Source organism: Bradyrhizobium yuanmingense, assembly GCF_025200905.1.
In the GTDB taxonomy this organism is placed as follows: Bacteria; Pseudomonadota; Alphaproteobacteria; order Rhizobiales; family Xanthobacteraceae; genus Bradyrhizobium; species Bradyrhizobium yuanmingense.
The window spans coordinates 7,372,930-7,388,805 of record NZ_CP104173.1 but is presented as its reverse complement, the minus strand read 5'-3'; the positions used below and the strand labels follow the sequence as shown (position 1 = coordinate 7,388,805).

15 protein-coding genes are annotated in these 15,876 nt (G+C 63.8%); 6 read left to right on the top strand and 9 right to left on the bottom strand.

Going from position 1 to position 15,876, the window contains the following annotated elements; genetic code table 11:
• Positions 1 to 21: 21 nt before the first annotated feature.
• Positions 22 to 531, bottom strand: a complete 510-nt coding sequence (locus N2605_RS34220) for a GNAT family N-acetyltransferase (protein ID WP_024338772.1) — start codon at positions 529 to 531, stop codon at positions 22 to 24.
• Positions 532 to 804: 273 nt separating this feature from the next.
• Here N2605_RS34220 and N2605_RS34215 point away from each other — a divergent pair, with 273 nt between their 5' ends.
• Genes N2605_RS34215 through N2605_RS34200 form a run of 4 tightly spaced genes read left to right on the top strand, consistent with a single transcriptional unit; the run spans position 805 to position 3,964 of the window.
• Positions 805 to 1,704, top strand: coding sequence for an alpha/beta hydrolase family protein (locus N2605_RS34215; RefSeq protein WP_225142340.1), 900 nt, complete (start codon positions 805 to 807; stop codon positions 1,702 to 1,704).
• On the top strand, positions 1,701 to 2,168 hold the full coding sequence (locus tag N2605_RS34210) for a DUF2269 family protein (RefSeq protein ID WP_057025834.1): 468 nt from the start codon (positions 1,701 to 1,703) through the stop codon (positions 2,166 to 2,168). The genes N2605_RS34215 and N2605_RS34210 overlap by 4 nt, the downstream gene beginning before the upstream one ends.
• 8 nt (positions 2,169 to 2,176) lie before the next feature.
• Positions 2,177 to 3,496 carry an SDR family oxidoreductase gene (locus N2605_RS34205; RefSeq protein ID WP_036002855.1) on the top strand — a complete coding sequence of 440 codons (1,320 nt, stop codon included), beginning with the start codon at positions 2,177 to 2,179 and terminating at the stop codon, positions 3,494 to 3,496.
• 60 nt (positions 3,497 to 3,556) lie between these two features.
• Complete coding sequence (locus tag N2605_RS34200; RefSeq protein WP_036024199.1) at positions 3,557 to 3,964, top strand: thiol-disulfide oxidoreductase DCC family protein; 408 nt, start codon at positions 3,557 to 3,559, stop codon at positions 3,962 to 3,964.
• A 22-nt stretch (positions 3,965 to 3,986) separates the two neighbouring features.
• Here the strand turns inward: N2605_RS34200 and N2605_RS34195 are convergent, their stop codons facing one another.
• Positions 3,987 to 5,234: a flavin monoamine oxidase family protein gene (locus N2605_RS34195; RefSeq protein WP_225148235.1), complete on the bottom strand. Its 1,248-nt coding sequence runs from the start codon at positions 5,232 to 5,234 to the stop codon at positions 3,987 to 3,989.
• Positions 5,235 to 5,448: 214 nt separating this feature from the next.
• Here N2605_RS34195 and N2605_RS34190 point away from each other — a divergent pair, with 214 nt between their 5' ends.
• A complete protein-coding gene (locus N2605_RS34190) occupies positions 5,449 to 7,311 on the top strand; it encodes an exosortase/archaeosortase family protein (RefSeq protein ID WP_225186437.1) in 1,863 nt (620 codons plus the stop codon).
• 3 nt (positions 7,312 to 7,314) lie between these two features.
• Here N2605_RS34190 and typA read toward each other — a convergent pair whose 3' ends face one another.
• The 5 genes from typA to N2605_RS34165 all read right to left on the bottom strand — a co-directional run bounded on the left by typA (position 7,315) and on the right by N2605_RS34165 (position 12,810).
• Positions 7,315 to 9,141, bottom strand: coding sequence for a translational GTPase TypA (gene typA, locus N2605_RS34185; protein ID WP_036002847.1), 1,827 nt, complete (start codon positions 9,139 to 9,141; stop codon positions 7,315 to 7,317).
• A gap of 239 nt (positions 9,142 to 9,380) precedes the next feature.
• On the bottom strand, positions 9,381 to 9,668 hold the full coding sequence (locus N2605_RS34180; RefSeq protein ID WP_225172094.1) for a hypothetical protein: 288 nt from the start codon (positions 9,666 to 9,668) through the stop codon (positions 9,381 to 9,383).
• Entirely contained in the window at positions 9,665 to 11,110 is a 1,446-nt protein-coding gene (locus N2605_RS34175) for a radical SAM protein (RefSeq protein WP_036024195.1), read from the bottom strand. Before N2605_RS34175 ends, N2605_RS34180 begins: the two co-directional genes overlap by 4 nt.
• The gene (locus N2605_RS34170) at positions 11,107 to 11,823 is read right to left on the bottom strand and encodes a prolipoprotein diacylglyceryl transferase family protein (protein WP_225144202.1); all 717 of its coding nucleotides are present in this window, start codon (positions 11,821 to 11,823) and stop codon (positions 11,107 to 11,109) included. Before N2605_RS34170 ends, N2605_RS34175 begins: the two co-directional genes overlap by 4 nt.
• 222 nt (positions 11,824 to 12,045) lie before the next feature.
• Entirely contained in the window at positions 12,046 to 12,810 is a 765-nt protein-coding gene (locus N2605_RS34165; protein ID WP_036002835.1) for a Crp/Fnr family transcriptional regulator, read from the bottom strand.
• A gap of 179 nt (positions 12,811 to 12,989) precedes the next feature.
• Here N2605_RS34165 and N2605_RS34160 point away from each other — a divergent pair, with 179 nt between their 5' ends.
• Positions 12,990 to 13,370, top strand: coding sequence for a response regulator (locus tag N2605_RS34160; RefSeq protein ID WP_225186435.1), 381 nt, complete (start codon positions 12,990 to 12,992; stop codon positions 13,368 to 13,370).
• A gap of 4 nt (positions 13,371 to 13,374) precedes the next feature.
• Here the strand turns inward: N2605_RS34160 and N2605_RS34155 are convergent, their stop codons facing one another.
• Both N2605_RS34155 and N2605_RS34150 read right to left on the bottom strand, forming a co-directional pair.
• Positions 13,375 to 13,998 carry a hypothetical protein gene (locus tag N2605_RS34155; RefSeq protein ID WP_260345131.1) on the bottom strand — a complete coding sequence of 208 codons (624 nt, stop codon included), beginning with the start codon at positions 13,996 to 13,998 and terminating at the stop codon, positions 13,375 to 13,377.
• A 199-nt stretch (positions 13,999 to 14,197) separates the two neighbouring features.
• Positions 14,198 to 15,739, bottom strand: coding sequence for an alkaline phosphatase D family protein (locus N2605_RS34150; protein ID WP_260345130.1), 1,542 nt, complete (start codon positions 15,737 to 15,739; stop codon positions 14,198 to 14,200).
• Positions 15,740 to 15,876: the final 137 nt, after the last annotated feature.

Here is a 15,876-nt window from a genome sequence, read left to right as displayed (position 1 = left end):
CCCGGCTAGGGTTTCAGCAGCTCAATTGGTCCAAGCGAAGGCAACCTTGTCGAGCGCCTTCGGTCCGAAACGCTCCGACGAGCGCGCCACCATGCGACCACCCAGGGCGCGGTAGAACTCGGTAGCGGGATCGTTGTCCGAGAGCGCCCACACCACCATGCTCTTCAGCCCGCTCTGCATCAGGTCGCGGCGGGCGGCGGCAAACAGGCGGCGGCCGAAGCCGAGGCCCTGAAACTCGGGCCGCAGATAAAGCTCGTAGATCTCGCCGTCGAAATGCAGGCTGCGGGCCCGGTTGCGGCCGTAATTGGCATAGCCGGCGATCTTGTCACCGAACACCAGCACGCTGACACGGCTGCCCTTGCGGATCGCGCTGTCCCACCACTGCGGACCGCGGCGGTTGATCAGCTTCTCCAGCTCGGCGCCGGGAATGATGCCCTGATAGGCCGAACGCCAGGCTTCGTCATGGGTCGACGCCACCGCAGTTGCATCTGCGGCTTTGGCCGGCCGGACCTCGATCAGGGTTGTGCTCATGGACGCGATCAAACCAAGTCGCCGCGCCGGCGGCAAGACCTATCGTTAATTATCGGTTAACCTGTGGACTTTCTGCATCAGTATTTCAACCGAGTTGTGCCGAAAAAAGACAGGACGGCAACTCCGAGGGCACCTGCGTGCGTGCCGTCGGTGCAAAACTCCTGTTGCTTGCGGCAACGAAGGAACGGCAATGGGCACCGCAGAAAGTCCGCTCATTGTGATTCGTTCCTACTAGTGTGCCTGTCGCTGTTCTTGTTCGCCCTCGGCAAATTCATGCGGCTCCTCAATACCATCGCGCTCCTGCCTCTGCTGGCCTTGCTGACCGCGCCGCCTCTGTCCGCAGAGGTCAGGTTCGGTCCATCGGGAGAGGAGGGCGAACCGTTTCGTCGGCAGGAATGGCGCGTGCCAACGCCGGATACCGATCTTGCTGCGCATGCCCTGCTGTTTCGCCCCTCGGGCCCAGGTCCGTTCCGGCTCGCGGTGATCGCACACGCCTCGACGCAGAACACGCTACGTCGGGTGCAAATGCCGCAGCCGGAATACCGCCCGCTCGCCGGCTATCTCGTCGCGCGCGGCTTTGCCGTGCTGGTGCCGGAGCGGCCAGGCCATGGTGCCACCGGCGGCCGCTACCTCGAGGATCAGGGCGGCTGCGGCGAGCCCGACTACACGCGCTCGGGCCGCGCAACGGCCGACGCAATCAAACTGGCGCTGGTCCAGCTGCAAAAGCAGGATTTCATCCGCAAGGATGGCGCGATCGTGATCGGCCATTCCGCCGGCGGGTGGGGTGCGCTGGCGCTCGCCGGTGCCGATCCGAAGGTGATCTCCGCCATCACCGTGTTTGCACCGGGACGCGGCGGCCATGCCAATGATGAGCCGAACCGAATCTGCGCGCCGCACACCCTGCTCGCCGCCGCAGCGGAATTCGGCAAGACCGCGCGCATTCCCGTCACCTGGCTCGTTGCGCCCAATGACAGCTATTTCGCGCCGGCATTCTCGCAGAAACTCGTCGATGCGTTTCGCGGCACGGGCGGCAAGGCTGAGTTTCGCCCGCTGCCGGCCGTCGACAGCGAAGGCCATTGGATGATCGAAACCGAAGCCGGCGTCAAAGCCGCCAGCGGCGAGCTCGCGCGGGCGCTGAACCCGCCCAAGCCTATGGCGACCAAGAAGCCATGACGCTGTATTTCCTGTTCAAATTTGTACACGTCCTCGGCGCCATCGTCATTCTCGGCACCGGGACCGGCATCGCCTTCTTCATGCTGATGGCGCATCGCACGCAGGACCCGGAGTTCATCGCCCGCACCGCTTCAGTCGTGGTCATCGCGGATGCGATCTTCACGCTGTCGGCCGTGATCCTCCAGCCGGTCAGCGGCGGCGTGCTGATGATGCTGTCGGCGACCTCGATCACGGAGCGCTGGCTGCTGGCCTCACTCGCGCTCTACGCGATTGCCGGCTTGTTCTGGGTGCCGGTCGTGTTCATGCAGATCGAAATGCGCGACCTCGCGCGCAAGGCTGCTGCGCAGCGCAGTGCGCTCCCACAGCGCTATTTCGTGCTATTCCGCCGCTGGTTCGCGTTCGGCTTCCCCGGCTTCGGCGCGACGATGGCCATCCTGTGGCTGATGATCGCGAAACCGTTTTGAGAGAAGCGATGAGTGAGCGAACCGTTTTGGTGCTCGGCGCCTCCGGCCTGATCGGCCGCTTCGTCACCGACGATCTGCGCACGCGGGGCTTTCGCGTCGTCGGCGTGGCGCGGAGCCTGTCGCCGGCGCAGAGGATGAGCGCGCTGGACATCGAGCTGCCGATCCTCATCCTCGACACGGCCGCGCTGACGCGTCTCCTCAGCGAGCACGCGGTAGACGTCGTCGTGAACTGTCTCGGCGTGCTCCAGGATGGCCCCGGCAGCAACACGAGCGCGGTGCATCGCGATTTCGTCGCGCGACTGCTTCGGGCGATCGGCGGCAGCGGCCGCGCAATCCGGCTGGTGCACATCTCGATCCCCGGCTCCGCGGAGGCGGACCGCACCGCCTTCGCTACGACCAAACGCGAGGCCGAGCGCCTGATCGGGGCTAGCGGCATTCCTCATGCCATCCTGCGGCCCGGCTTCGTGGTCGCACCGTCAGCCTATGGCGGTAGCGCCATGCTCCGCGCGCTTGCAGCCTTTCCGATCGATTTGCCGGCCAAGGACATGGCAACGCCATTTCAGCCCGTGGCGATCGAGGATATTACGGCGACCATCGCCTGGCTCGCCGCGCGCGACATCGACGATGCCTCGTTGAGGGCGGTGAGCTGGGACCTGATGCAGGCCGAACCGATCACCATGGCCGGCGTCATCAAGCCGTTTCGCCATGCGTTCGGCACGGACGGCTGGCCGCGCATCGCGATGCCCCGCTTCCTGCTCGATCTCGGCGTGAAACTCGGCGATGTCGCCTGCTATCTCGGCTGGACGCCGCCGATGCGCTCGACCGCCATTGCCGAGCTGCGTCGCGGCGTGACTGGCGATCCGTCAGCGTGGAGCGCCGCGACGGGTATCGCGCCGAAGCATCTGGCTGAGGCGATCGGACGCCATCCTGCCAGCATCCAGGACAAATGGTTCGCGCGCCTGTTCCTGGTCAAGGCGCTGATTTTCGCAAGCCTGGTCGCGTTCTGGGTCGTCTCCGGTTTCATCGCCTTGTTCGTGTCCTACGGTGCCGCCGCCGGCATTTTGACCGCGCACAACTTTCCGCCCGCGCTGGTTGATCCCATCACCATCGGCACCAGCCTGATGGACATGAGCATCGGTGTCTTGATCGCCTTCCGCCGAACGGCTGCGATCGGCTTGGTCGCGGGTATTTTCGCTTCGCTCGGCTATATGCTGGGCGCGGCGATCCTGACGCCCGACCTCTGGATCGAGCCGCTTGGCGCGCTGGTGAAGACCGGGCCGGCGATCGTCTTGATGGTCGTCGCGCTCCTGATGCTGGATAACCGATAGCGTTTTCGAGCGAAGTGGATTCCGGTTCGCGTGAAGAAAACGCGTCAAAAAGAGAGTCTGATGCCCAAATGGCCTGAGGACGACGTCATTCTGTTCGACGGCGTCTGCATCTTCTGCTCACGCTGGGTCCGCTTCGTCGCCAAGCGCGACACGGCGAGGCAGTTTCGGTTCACGCCGATCCAGTCGGATTATGGCGCCCGGCTCGCGCGCACGTTCGGCATCGACCCCGATGATCCCGACACCAACGCGGTTGTCCACGGCGGCGAGGTGTTCATGAAGTCGGATGCTGTGCTGACGGTGCTGTCGCAACTCCCAGGCTGGCGCTGGGTGCGCGCATTATTCGTGTTGCCGAAGCCGCTGCGGGATGCGGTCTACAGCCTCGTCGCGCGCAACCGCTATCGCATCTTCGGAAAGTATGACGCCTGCTTCGTGCCAGATGCGGATTTGCGAGCGCGAGTGATCGAGTAGCCCGCAATGACGGAGCTTGCAGCTAAGGCTTGCCCAGAGCCGCCAGCACTTCCTTCGCCGCCCGCTCGCCGCTGTCCCGTGCACCATGCGCGGTCGTGAAGAAGGTCGGCGACGTCGCCTCGCCCGCGAAGAACAGACGTGCATCCACCGGCGCAGCCAGCACGGCACGGTCGCCGGCATGGCCGGGCAGCGCATGCGAATACGACCCCCGCGCAAAGGGATCGCGGGCCCAACGCGATTCATACAGCGGCTTCAGCTTGCGGCGGATATCGTTGCCGAGAAAACCCGCGATCTCGCTGATGGCTTGGGCGGCGATGGCACCGTCGCCGGCATCTTCCAGCGCGCGGGCAAAGCTGCCGCCGAAAAAGCCCTCGATGCAGGGCTGGCCGAACGGGCGGATGTGATAGGTGCCCATCTCCGTGCGCATGGTGGCGCCGCGTAGATTGCCTTCTGTCGGAAAGGTCTCGGCGTCATCGAGGGCCAGCGTCACCTTATCGTCGACGCCGAGCGGCAGGCCCGCCGCTGCGTTCACCTTTGCGGGGAGCGGCGGCGAGAAGCGGATGGCTTCTTCCGCGATGAGATTGGTCGGCACGGTGACGATCGCCTTGTCCGCGGTCAGCGCGCCCCGCGACGTCTCGATGTGGACGCGTTTGTCCGAATGATCGATCAGCGCGACATTGCAATTCAGCGCCACCGGGCAGGGCGCACCATAGGCCGCAATCAGCGCGCCATAGCCGCGGCGGACGCGCCAATTGAAGTTGGTGTCCTCATAGGCTTCCCAGTCCAGCGTCGACATATCTTTCAGCTCGCAGCCGTTGATATAGGTCGAGATCGCGTCGATCATCGGATTCCAGCGATTACCGGGCTCCAAATGCGAGCTCGCGGCCTCGTCCTTACCTGTTTGCGCCGCTTCCCACAGACGCTCATAGAACGCGTCCATTGCGCGCATGAAATCGTCGCGCTCGCTTTCCGGAAAGGCATTGCCGTAGGCCCGCTCGCGCCAGGGCGGCAGGTCCTTGTTGAGCTCGAAACCGAGCTGTCGCGCGATCGGCACGAAAGAGTTCTTGTCGGCCGAATGCAGCCAGCCGCAGCCGACGTCGAACGTCACCTCGGGTGAGGCCTGCACCGTCCAGGCCCGGCCGCCGAGCCGGTCACGCGCCTCCAGCACGATCACCGAGAGGCGGGAGCCATGCAGCGCATGCGCTGCGCCGAGGCCGGCGGCACCGGCGCCGATGATCGCGACGTCGACGGAGGAGGGGAGGGAGGTCATGGGCGGGCTCTAGCACGTTCGCGAAGAGTGCTGAAGCCGGGCCGGCGCATACCTTCCGCAGCGCACGCGGATTCCGGATGCCACCTTGTCTCCGGTTGCGCGACTTTTGTGACGAAGATCGCTAAGTCATCGGATCCGAACCGCCTTGTTTTTCGTGCCAAGGTTGTATTCAAATTTCGCATTCTCTTCAATCCATTCTTCGAGGAATTTCCCCATGCCGAACATCGACCCGGGTGTAGAGCACAAGCGAACCGCAATTCTGGTAGTTCACGGTATCGGCAGCCAGCGCGCGCTGGAAACTGTACGCGGCGTCATCCGCGGCGTTTGGCACAACGAAGGCAATCCCGACGACAAAGCCAACAAGCTCTGGACGCATCCGGAGAAGAGCGGCGTCGACATCGATCTGACGGTGATGACGACCAGCGAGGTGCCGGGATCGGCGGACAAGCGCGTGGCCGATTTTCACGAGCTCTACTGGGCTCATCTCATGAGCGAAACCAAGGCGGTCGCCGTGCTGCTCTGGCTCTACGAGTTGTGCCGCAAGGGGCCGGTCATGAGAACCGGACTCAATGCGCTCTGGTGGACCGCGTCCATCTTTCTGTGCCTGATGAACCTCTCGTTTGCCGTGCTGGCAATCAGGGGCGTGTTGCTGTTCTCGGAAACCAGCGCGCAAAATATCCTGATTGCGCCCTTGCTTCTAATTCTATGCAGTCTTGTGTTCGGCCTTTGCGTCGCACTCAAATGGCAGGCTCTTCGTCTCGTCCCGTGGCTGGCTGCCTTCTGCGTCGCGGGTTTCGCCGCTGGCCTCGGCTATCTTTGGCTTGAGGGTACTTTCCCCGGCGGAAACGGATTCCTCGACGGCGCCGAGATCTTGACGCTGATTGGTCTTCCGACCTTGTATGCGTTGCTGACGACGTACCTTGTGATGGGACAGCAAGGATTGCGCGCGTTCTGGCGTACACTCGCGGTCTCGCTACTCATGTCCCTTGCCTTCATCTGGGCCGATCAGTACTGGTACGACAGATCACTGGCCGAAACGGTGCTCAAGGCTTGGCCCTGGGGATTGAATTCGCCCTGGAGCGCTCCGATCGCATTTGGTGTGATCGGCATCTATCTCGCCGCCAACGGTGCGTTCCTCCAGCCCTATCTCGGCGATGCCGCGCGTTATTTCCGCGGCTCACCGGCCAATGTCGCCGTTCGTCGGGCCATCCGGAAAGAGGCCGTAGACACGCTGGCGCGTCTGCATGAAAGCGGCCGATACGACCGCATTGTCGTTGTCGCTCACAGCCTAGGCACTGTCGTCGCCTACGATATGCTGCGGGCCTATTTCAGCAGGATTTGCGACGAGTTGCCGCCTGTCACGTTGCTCGGCCAGGAGTTTTTGGACGTCGATGGTGCGCCGTGGCAGCCCGAGAAAGTGGCCACCCATGAGGAGAAAGTGGAGCTTCGCCGCAAGGCACGGCAGTTGATCGCAAACATCGCCGACGTGACCGTCAGGCGGCCTGTCGAACAGCGGGAGTTCAAGAGCTGGCTGGTGACCGACTTCGTCACGCTCGGAAGCGCACTATCCCACGCTTATTTCTTGATGTGCGAAGAGGCAAAGGATCCCGATACCGCCGAGAAGGATGGACACGAGAGATTGCGCGCAGATTTCAGGCGTCGTGTCGAAGAGCGCGAGTTTCCGACCTGTCCGCCGAAGCGGCTCCAGCAGGATGGCTTGTTGGCCTTCGACAATCCGAGGAAGAAGATTCGGCAGATCCACCACGGTGCGCTGTTCGGGTTAACGCGCTGGACCAATATCTATTTCCCGATCGAACAGATCTTCTGGGGCGACGTGATCGGTGGACCGTTAGCCCCGATCTTCGGCCGGCACATCGTTGACCTCCCGGTCTCGACGAGATTGGCCGGCGGTGCGGACTTCTTCACCCACACCGCCTATTGGAATGTCGACCGGAAACCCGATACCTGGAAGGCACCGCATCTTGCGGCTCTGCGGGACGCGATCAATCTCTCCGACGAGACAACGACGATCGGCTTCATCAGTCGCGGCGAGAATGCGCCGGGCGAACCCGGGTAACTCCTACGCCACCGCTTCCTTGGCCTTTTCCGCGCGCTTGCGCTCGTTCGGGTCGAGGTGCTTCTTGCGCAGGCGGATCGACTTCGGGGTGACCTCGACGAGCTCGTCGTCCTCGATATAGGCGAGCGCCTTTTCCAGCGTCATGCGGATCGGCGGGGTCAGGCGCACCGCCTCGTCCTTCGAGGTGGTGCGGATGTTGGTGAGCTGCTTGCCCTTGAGCACGTTGATCTCGAGATCGTTGTCGCGGGTGTGCTCGCCGACGATCATGCCGCGATAGACCTTCCAGCCCGGCTCGATCATCATCGGGCCGCGGTCTTCCAGCTTGAACATGGCGTAAGCCACTGCTTCGCCCTGGTCGTTGGAGATCAAGACGCCGTTGCGGCGGCCCTGGATCTCGCCCTTGTACGGGGCATAGCCGTGAAACAGGCGGTTCATGATCGCGGTGCCGCGGGTGTCCGTGAGCAATTCGCCCTGGTAGCCGATCAGGCCGCGGGTCGGCGCGTAGAACACCAGGCGCTGGCGGTTGCCGCCGGACGGCTTCATCTCGATCAGCTCGGACTTGCGCTCGCTCATCTTCTGCACGACGACGCCGGAATGCTCCTCGTCGACGTCGATCACGACCTCCTCGATCGGCTCCATGGTTGCGCCGGTCGCTTCGTCCTTCTGGTAGACGACGCGCGGACGCGACACCGAGAGCTCGAAGCCCTCGCGGCGCATGGTCTCGATCAGGATCGCGAGCTGGAGTTCGCCGCGGCCCGACACTTCCATCGCGTCCTTGTCGGCGGATTCGACGACGCGCAGCGCGACGTTGCCCTCGGCTTCGCGCAGGAGACGGTCGCGGATCATGCGGCTCGTCACCTTGTCGCCTTCGGTGCCGGCGAGCGGGGAGTTGTTGACGATGAACGACATCGACACGGTCGGCGGATCGATCGGCTGCGCCGGCAGCGGCACCTCGACGGTCGGGTCGCAGAAGGTGTCGGCGACGGTGCCCTTGGTGAGGCCCGCGATCGCGACGATGTCGCCGGCTTCGGCTTCATCGAGCGGGGTGCGCTCGAGGCCGCGGAATGCCAGGATCTTGGTGATGCGCCCGGACTCGACCAGCTTGCCGTCGGCGTTCAGCACCTTGACCTGCTGGTTCGGCTTCAGCGTGCCGGAAGAGATGCGGCCGGTGATGATGCGGCCGAGATAGGGGTTGGCTTCGAGGATGGTACCGATCATGCGGAACGGACCTTCCTCGACCTTCGGCGGGGCGACGTGGCGCAGGATCAGGTCGAACAGCGGCTCCATGCCCTTGTCCTGCGGACCTTCGGGGCTATCCGCCATCCAGCCCTGCTTGGCCGACCCGTAGAGGATCGGGAAATCGAGCTGCTCCTCGCTGGCATCGAGCGCCGCGAACAGGTCGAACACCTCGTTGATGACTTCGGTCGGGCGCGCGTCGGGGCGGTCGACCTTGTTGATGACGACGATCGGCTTGAGGCCGACCTTGAGCGCCTTGGAGACCACGAATTTGGTCTGCGGCAGCGGGCCTTCGGCGGCGTCGACCAGCACCAGGGCGCCGTCCACCATGTTGAGGATGCGCTCGACCTCACCGCCGAAATCGGCGTGGCCGGGGGTGTCGACGATGTTGACGCGGGTGTCCTTCCACTGCACCGAGGCCGCCTTGGCCAGGATGGTGATGCCGCGCTCGCGCTCCAGATCGTTGGAATCCATGGCGCGATCGGTCACCTTCTGGTTCTCGCGGAACGTGCCGGACTGCTGCAGGAGTTTGTCGACCAGGGTCGTCTTGCCGTGGTCGACGTGGGCGATGATGGCGACGTTACGAAGATTCATGAGTGAGCTTCTTTGCGGTCGAACAATGGGTTAAGCGCGATCTCGCCGGTCGGACCGGGACCTCTTCTCGAAACAACGCTGGAAGACTGGAAACGGGGCGCTTTCCGCCCAAAAAGGAAGCCCGGCCATATCAGACCGGGCGCCCTGCGCGTTGCGGCGCAATATATGCAAAAACGGCCAAAAAACAATGTGTTCTTTGACCGTTGGTTGACTGAATTTTGTCCGGGAATCCCCGGGGCTTAGGGCTGGGTCGGGGGGTGAGCGGGGACCCTGCGCCCCTTGATGGCCGCCCAGATCATGGCGACCCCGCCGATGCCCACGACCAGTCCCAGAAGGACGAACGGCGCGATGTCGCCAGCTATCTTGCCGTCCTCGAACATCGACACTCCGCCGAACAGCAGCGCGCAGACACCCGGCAGCAGCATGAAGATCCCGGCGATCGCCATCAGGGCGGTGAGGCAGCCGCTGCGAGCTGGGCCGGGCGTTGGTGCGGGTGGCGGTAGAACCGGCGGTGGCGTGTCGCTCATCGTGGTGCCTCCTCGGTTTGCCTCGCCTCGTGATAGGTTTGCCCCTCGAGCCCGGCGCGAATCCGGGAGATGGCGCCATTCCGATAGAACAGATTGTAGGTGTCGAACGGGATGATCGCCCCCTGCTCGGTCACGAAATGGATGCAGCTGCGCTTGACGTTGCCGACGCAGAAATTGAAGCGGTCGAGAAACTGCACGATGGTGACGCGGAAGACGTTTTCGTAGGTGAGCCCGTCCGGCACCTGAAAGCTCGGCAGGCAGCACAACAATTCGCAGACGCGCTCGGACGTGTTGAGGGGCCCTGAGGAGAGCGAGAACAGGTCGATGAACTTTTCCCGCAGCATCGGATACTTTTCCGGGCTGATCGTGTTTGGCATCACCGCAACCAGCTGCTCTTGCGGAATCAACGAGGTCAGCGGCAGCACCTTCTCGCCGTTGCGCAGGCCATAGCCGATCGAGATGCTCTCGGGGTTGCAGGGCAGCGGGATCATGTCCTTGTCGCCGAACACGCCGGTTTCGATCACGCGCTTGCGGATCTCCGACAGCATGATGCGGTCGGTATTCTTGTCGAAGCTCTCGTTGCGGCCGGCATCCTGGACCGGCTGCAATGTCACCCCGCGCACGCACGTCCAGGTCAGCGCGTGGCGCACGATGTCGCCGATCTCGGAATCGTTGACGCCGCGCTTGATGGTCGCGACCAGCGTGGTCGAGATGCCGTAATGCTCGAGATTTTCCAGCGCCTGCTGGCGGATTTTCCGTAAGTCCGCGCCGCGCAGGTTGATCAGCGCATCGCGATGCAGCGAATCGAACTGGAGATAGATCTCCAGCCCGCGCCTGTTTTTGGCGAGCCGCGCCACGAAATCCTTTTCGCGGGCGATGCGCAGGCCGTTGGTGTTGATCATGACGTGGCGGATCGGCCGGGCGCGCACCGCGTCCAGGATCGCGAAGAAGTCGGGATGCAGCGTTGGCTCGCCACCGGAAATCTGCACGAGATCGGGCTCGCCCTCGCTCGCGACCAGCGCGTCGAGCATCTTCTCCACCGTCGCGAGCGGCGTGAATTTGGTTCGTGCCGGCGAGGACTCCGCAAAGCAGACCGGGCAGGTGAGGTTGCAATGCTCGGTGATCTCGATCAGCGCCAGGCAGGAATGCTGCTCGTGGTCGGGACAGAGACCGCAATCATAGGGGCAGCCGAATTGGGTTCGTTCCTGGAATTGCAGCGGCCGGTCGCCCGGCTTGATGAAATCCTTGCACAGCCGCCAATAGGCGGCATCGGTCGACACCAACGTCGATTGCACGCCGTGCTCCCTGCAACGCTTTTCGTACCAGACCTCGTTGCCGAGAATCTGGATCTTGGTCGGAACCAGCTTCAGGCAGATCTCGCAAAGAGATTGGGTCTGGCCCCAGAAGATGTAGGGGCGCGACTTACGCAACGGCGCGTTCATGCAAGTGACTCGTTTTGTAAGCGTCTCGCTTGGGGTGCCGTCGCGAGCATGAATGCGGCGTAGAGCAGGACGGACAGCGACAGTAGGTGAAACAGGGTCAGGGGCCCGACCAGCGTGCCATAAGGCTTGAGGAATTCCCATAGGAAGCGCTGCATTCCGTAATAGGCGAGCACCAGGTAGAAACCATTGGTGATCGTGAACGCGTTCCGGTTCAAGACCGCCACCACATAGGCGAGCGCGAACAGGGCCATGGCCGCGCTCTCGTAGAGCTGCACGGGATGGCGGCGAACGCCGTCGCCGAAATCATGGCCGAAGGGCAGCGCCGTCGGCGTGCCATAGGTGAAATCGTCGAGCCCTGCGAAGTAACAGCCGATCCGGCCGATCGCGATGCCGAGCGCCAGCGGCAGCGCGAAGCGCGCGCCGGTTCGCACCGTGACGCCTGCGGACCATTTGTAGAGCTCGATCGCCACGATGCCGCCCGCCAGCCCGCCCTCGACCGAGCGCGCAATGCCGCTTTGCCCGGACAGCCACAGATTGGCGGAGCCGAATAGATAGGCGCCAAGGCCTGCGCCAAACACCAGCGCGGCGATATAGGGCAGCGCGAAGGATTGCGAGGGAAACTGCAAGCCCCGTCGCGACAGCCAATAGACGGCGGCCGCCGCCGCCAGCCAGGCCAGAATGTCGAAGAGAGTGTGAAGGAAAGCCCCGCTCATGCGGGGCCAGTATAGCACGGCTACGTTCAAACAGCGCGATGCGCATGATTGCGCCCTCTCCCCTTGTGGGAGAGGGCATCACCGCTCGCAGACACAGGCTCACTGGGGTGAGGGGTATCTCTCCGCATACTCATTTGCAAGTGTGAGCGCGGAGAGAACCCCTCATCCGGCGCTTCGCGCCACCTTCTCCCACAGGGGGAGAAGGAAGAAAGCAAGAACCGCTTACCCGGCCTCCCGCTCCTCGGTCGGATAGACCCCGCGCAGCACCTCCTCGAAATGCATCTTCACCGCATCGTTGCACAGGCAGGCGCGCAGCCTCAGGCCGTCGCGGTTGCGGACGAGGATCGAGCCGCGCCGCGTGTCGAGCACGCCTTCGGCCTTGAACGACTGAAGCACGCGGCTGGCATAGGAGCGGCCAACGCCGAGCAAAGTCGCGAGCTGTTCGTGGGTCAGCGGCACACTGGTCTCGTCGCCGGTCCGCTCCATCGCCGCCAGGATCCATTTGGCGGTGCGCTGCTCGATCGAATGGATCGCGTTGCAGGCGGTCGACTGGAAGATCTGGGCCAGCATGCAATCGGCATAGCGGGCAAAGACGTTGCGCAGCGACGCCGAGCGCAGCTTGGCTGCTTCCAGCTTGGCAACGTGAATGCGCGCAAACGGTCCACCGAATTTGACGCAGATCCGGGTATAGGCCGGCAGAAATCCCTCGCTGACGATGCCGCCCACGGCGCCTTCGCGGCCGACCAGAATGGTCTCGACGTCGCGGCCATCCTCGTTGGGGACGAGGAAAGTCGCGAGCGACGGGCCGCAGGGGAAGTGGACGACCTGCACGTCATCGCCGGGATTGTAGAGCAAGTGCCCGGCTGCAGAGTCCTCGACGGTCACGTGCGGCGCCACGAGGCCGTAGTCGACCTGACTCAAACGCCGCAGCAGATTGTTGGCCGGCCGGCTCTCGACCTCGGTGATCTTGCCGATACGCGCATCCATTCTGAACTCCCACCCTTCCTTTCACCTTAGCGAGTTCCATCCGTTTCCTGTGTGCACAAGTGGACAGACCAGAGAACGATGATGTGGTGAGTTTCGTTCCGGGAACCCTCCGATGCGCTGCGCGCAGGCATCGTGTCGCGGCAGTCCTGATCCAAAAACCCCCAAACCAAGATGCGATCATGGTACCTGCACACTCCAATGGCACAGGCTGGCCGGCCGATGTTCTGATCGTCGAGGACGATCCGATCATCGCGATCGATTTCGAGGATCGCCTGCTCGGATTTGGTGTCGCCGCCGTGCGGACCGTGGGTTCGGTGACGCAGGCGTTGAACGCCATTGCGAAACGGAGACCCGATTTCGCGCTGCTCGATGTCGAGCTGATCCGCGAGACGAGCTTTGCGATCGCCGAGCGGCTGATCGCGCTGAAGGTTCCGTTCGTGTTCGTCACCGGGTACGGCGCCGAGGTGCGCATTCCGCCCGAATTGGCGGGCCGGCCCCGGCTGCAGAAGCCGTGCTCGAGCGAGGCGCTGGAGGCGGCGCTGCAGGCACGGGACACCTGATCGCCTATTTGCCGGAGCGAATGCAGAGCTCGGCGAGGTCGGTCTCGACGCCCTTGAAGAAGGTGTGCGGAAACGGCGCCGGCGATGAGGCCTTCCTGATCGCCGCACTCTGCGCAATCGCCTCTTGATCGGACAATTGCAGGAAACGTTTCAGCGCCTTCGAGCGACTCTTCATGGCGAACGTCTCCAACCGCTCTTCCGTTGCATCGGTCGGATTGAGACGGAGCAGAGCTTCGTTGCCTGTCTGCAATGGATAGACCCCTCCAAGTTTCACGCGGGCGATCACGTTGTAGCGGTCGAAATGCTCGAAGATCAAATCCAGGATCTTCGCCTGACGTATCGGCTCTTCCATCGCGAGATAGCGCTTCACATCCGGATTGCTCTTCAGGCTTTCCAATTCGGCTGCGCCGGCAAATGGATTGTCGGAGATCTGCCGGTCGATGAACGCCGATGCGCCTTCCAACATGCGCGTGCCCCATCTGATGACGATATCGCGGCCGCGCGGTTCGAGCTGGTCGGCAGCCAACCCCTTATCCGTCAGACATGCCGGGTCGGAGCTTGCGCGCAGTGACTTGCCGAGCTCGGCGGTCAGCGCCTTGCCGTAAGGCGAAGCGAGGGCCTCGCGCACCAGCGTCGCTCTGTCCTGGGTTTGCGCGCATGTGGGGGATGCTGCGCTCAGCAGCAGCGCGATAACGATCGTTGGGCGGCTGAACGGCACGGTATCAACTCGAACATGGCTCGGACGGCATCACGCCCTCGAAAATGCGCTGGCGCTCGCAATTGTCGTCCGGGCCGGCCGGAGGGTTCATCCGGCTTCGAATTGGCCGTCACGCAAGCTTCGGATCGAGCGTGGTCGACCACAGCGCGACGTCGGCGCGATCGCGCAGGGTCACCGTCATCCGGCCGGACGCGCCGTCGATCTTGACGTGACCAAAGAACTGCATGCCGGCGGACGGCGGCAGGTTCTGGCTATCCTTGCCCGGCGCCTTGACGAAGCGCACCTCGGGGCCAAAGGTATTGTCGAGCGCGTTCGGGCCGAACGTGCCCGCGTGCAGCGGGCCCGAGACGAACTCCCAGAACGGCTCGAACTCCTGGAATTGCGCCTTGTTCGGATCGTAATAATGCGCGGCGGCGTAGTGCACGTCCGCTGTCAGCCACACCGTGTTGCTGATCGGCGCCAACTTGATGAAGCGTAGGATGTCGGCGATCTCGAACTCGCGGCCACGCACCGGGCCGTCGCCCTGCGCAACGGCTTCCGAGCCGCCCTTCGGCGTGTCGGAGACGATCAGGCTGATCGGCATGTCGGACGCGATCACCTTCCATGTCGCGCGCGAATTCAGCAGGCCGCGCTTGAGCCAGGCGATCTGCTCCGGGCCAAGGAAATAGCTGGCGGGGCCATAGGCGGTTTCGAGATTGGCACCGTTCGGCCCGCGATAGCTGCGCTCGTCGAGCACGAATACGTCGAGATGCGGGCCGTAGGAGATCTGGCGATAGACGCGGCCGGGTTCAGTGATGCTCTCCCGCATCGGGTACATCTCGTGGAAGGCCCGGCCCGCGCGGGCTGCGAGCAGTGAGATGTCGCGCACCTTGTAGGCGGCCGGCAAGTCTTTCGACAGCGACCAGTTGTTGGTGACCTCGTGATCGTCCCACTGCACGAAGACCGGCACCTCGGCATTGAAGGCGCGGAGATTGTCGTCGGTAAGATTGTATTTGTACGCGGCGCGAAACTCGTCCAGCGTCTCGGCGACCTTGGCCTTCTCCGGGATGGTCAGATTCTTCCAGATCTTGCCGTCGGCGAGCTTCACCTCGGATTGGATGGGACCGTCGGCATAGATCGTGTCGCCCGAGTGCAGGAAGAAATCCGGCCGGTGCTTGCGCATGGTCGAGAAGGTGACCATGCCGCCGTCGTCGGAATTGATGCCCCAGCCCTGCCCTGCGACGTCGCCGCCCCAGACGAAGCTGACGTCGCGGCGGTCGGCCGGCGCGGTGCGGAAGCGGCCGGTCACCGCCTCGCCCTCGATCGCGCTGTGGGAGAGATCGCGGAAGCGGACGCGGTAGAAGATGTCCTGGCCGGCGGGTAGATTTTCGACCAGCATCTTGGCGGTGAAGTCGCTCTCGGGCAGCGCCGCGATCGGCGGCAATGCGCGGACGTCCTTGAAGGACTCGCTCGTGGCGACCTCGACCAGCATCTGCGCGGGCCGGTCGGTTCGCGCCCACACCACGCCGCCGTCGACGGTGATGTCGCCCGCTTGCACGCCGTGGGTGACTGCCGGCCGGTCGGCCGCGCGCGAAAGATACGGCATCGCCAGCGTGCCGAGCGCACCGGCGCTGCTGGCGAGGAAGCGGCGGCGGGAGAATGTGATGGTCATGAGGCTCCGACCCCGGGGCTTGCGGGGGAGTCCGTCATTCCGGGGCGCGCGTAGCGCGAACCCGGAATCCATGTCTCCCCGCGAATGCTGCGCAATGGATTCCGGGTTCGATGCTTCGCATCGCCCCGGAATGACGT

Bases quoted from the DNA above. Each gene is read 5' to 3' on its own strand.
- N2605_RS34175 (WP_036024195.1), bottom strand. From the start codon at position 11,110: ATGAACGCGCCGTTGCGTAAGTCGCGCCCCTACATCTTCTGGGGCCAG.
- N2605_RS34190 (WP_225186437.1), top strand. From the start codon at position 5,449: ATGCCGAACATCGACCCGGGTGTAGAGCACAAGCGAACCGCAATTCTG.
- N2605_RS34165 (WP_036002835.1), bottom strand. From the start codon at position 12,810: ATGGATGCGCGTATCGGCAAGATCACCGAGGTCGAGAGCCGGCCGGCC.
- N2605_RS34195 (WP_225148235.1), bottom strand. From the start codon at position 5,234: ATGACCTCCCTCCCCTCCTCCGTCGACGTCGCGATCATCGGCGCCGGT.
- N2605_RS34160 (WP_225186435.1), top strand. From the start codon at position 12,990: ATGGTACCTGCACACTCCAATGGCACAGGCTGGCCGGCCGATGTTCTG.
- N2605_RS34220 (WP_024338772.1), bottom strand. From the start codon at position 531: ATGAGCACAACCCTGATCGAGGTCCGGCCGGCCAAAGCCGCAGATGCA.
- typA (WP_036002847.1), bottom strand. From the start codon at position 9,141: ATGAATCTTCGTAACGTCGCCATCATCGCCCACGTCGACCACGGCAAG.
- N2605_RS34205 (WP_036002855.1), top strand. From the start codon at position 2,177: ATGAGTGAGCGAACCGTTTTGGTGCTCGGCGCCTCCGGCCTGATCGGC.
- N2605_RS34180 (WP_225172094.1), bottom strand. From the start codon at position 9,668: ATGAGCGACACGCCACCGCCGGTTCTACCGCCACCCGCACCAACGCCC.
- N2605_RS34210 (WP_057025834.1), top strand. From the start codon at position 1,701: ATGACGCTGTATTTCCTGTTCAAATTTGTACACGTCCTCGGCGCCATC.
- N2605_RS34200 (WP_036024199.1), top strand. From the start codon at position 3,557: ATGCCCAAATGGCCTGAGGACGACGTCATTCTGTTCGACGGCGTCTGC.
- N2605_RS34215 (WP_225142340.1), top strand. From the start codon at position 805: ATGCGGCTCCTCAATACCATCGCGCTCCTGCCTCTGCTGGCCTTGCTG.
- N2605_RS34170 (WP_225144202.1), bottom strand. From the start codon at position 11,823: ATGAGCGGGGCTTTCCTTCACACTCTCTTCGACATTCTGGCCTGGCTG.
- N2605_RS34150 (WP_260345130.1), bottom strand. From the start codon at position 15,739: ATGACCATCACATTCTCCCGCCGCCGCTTCCTCGCCAGCAGCGCCGGT.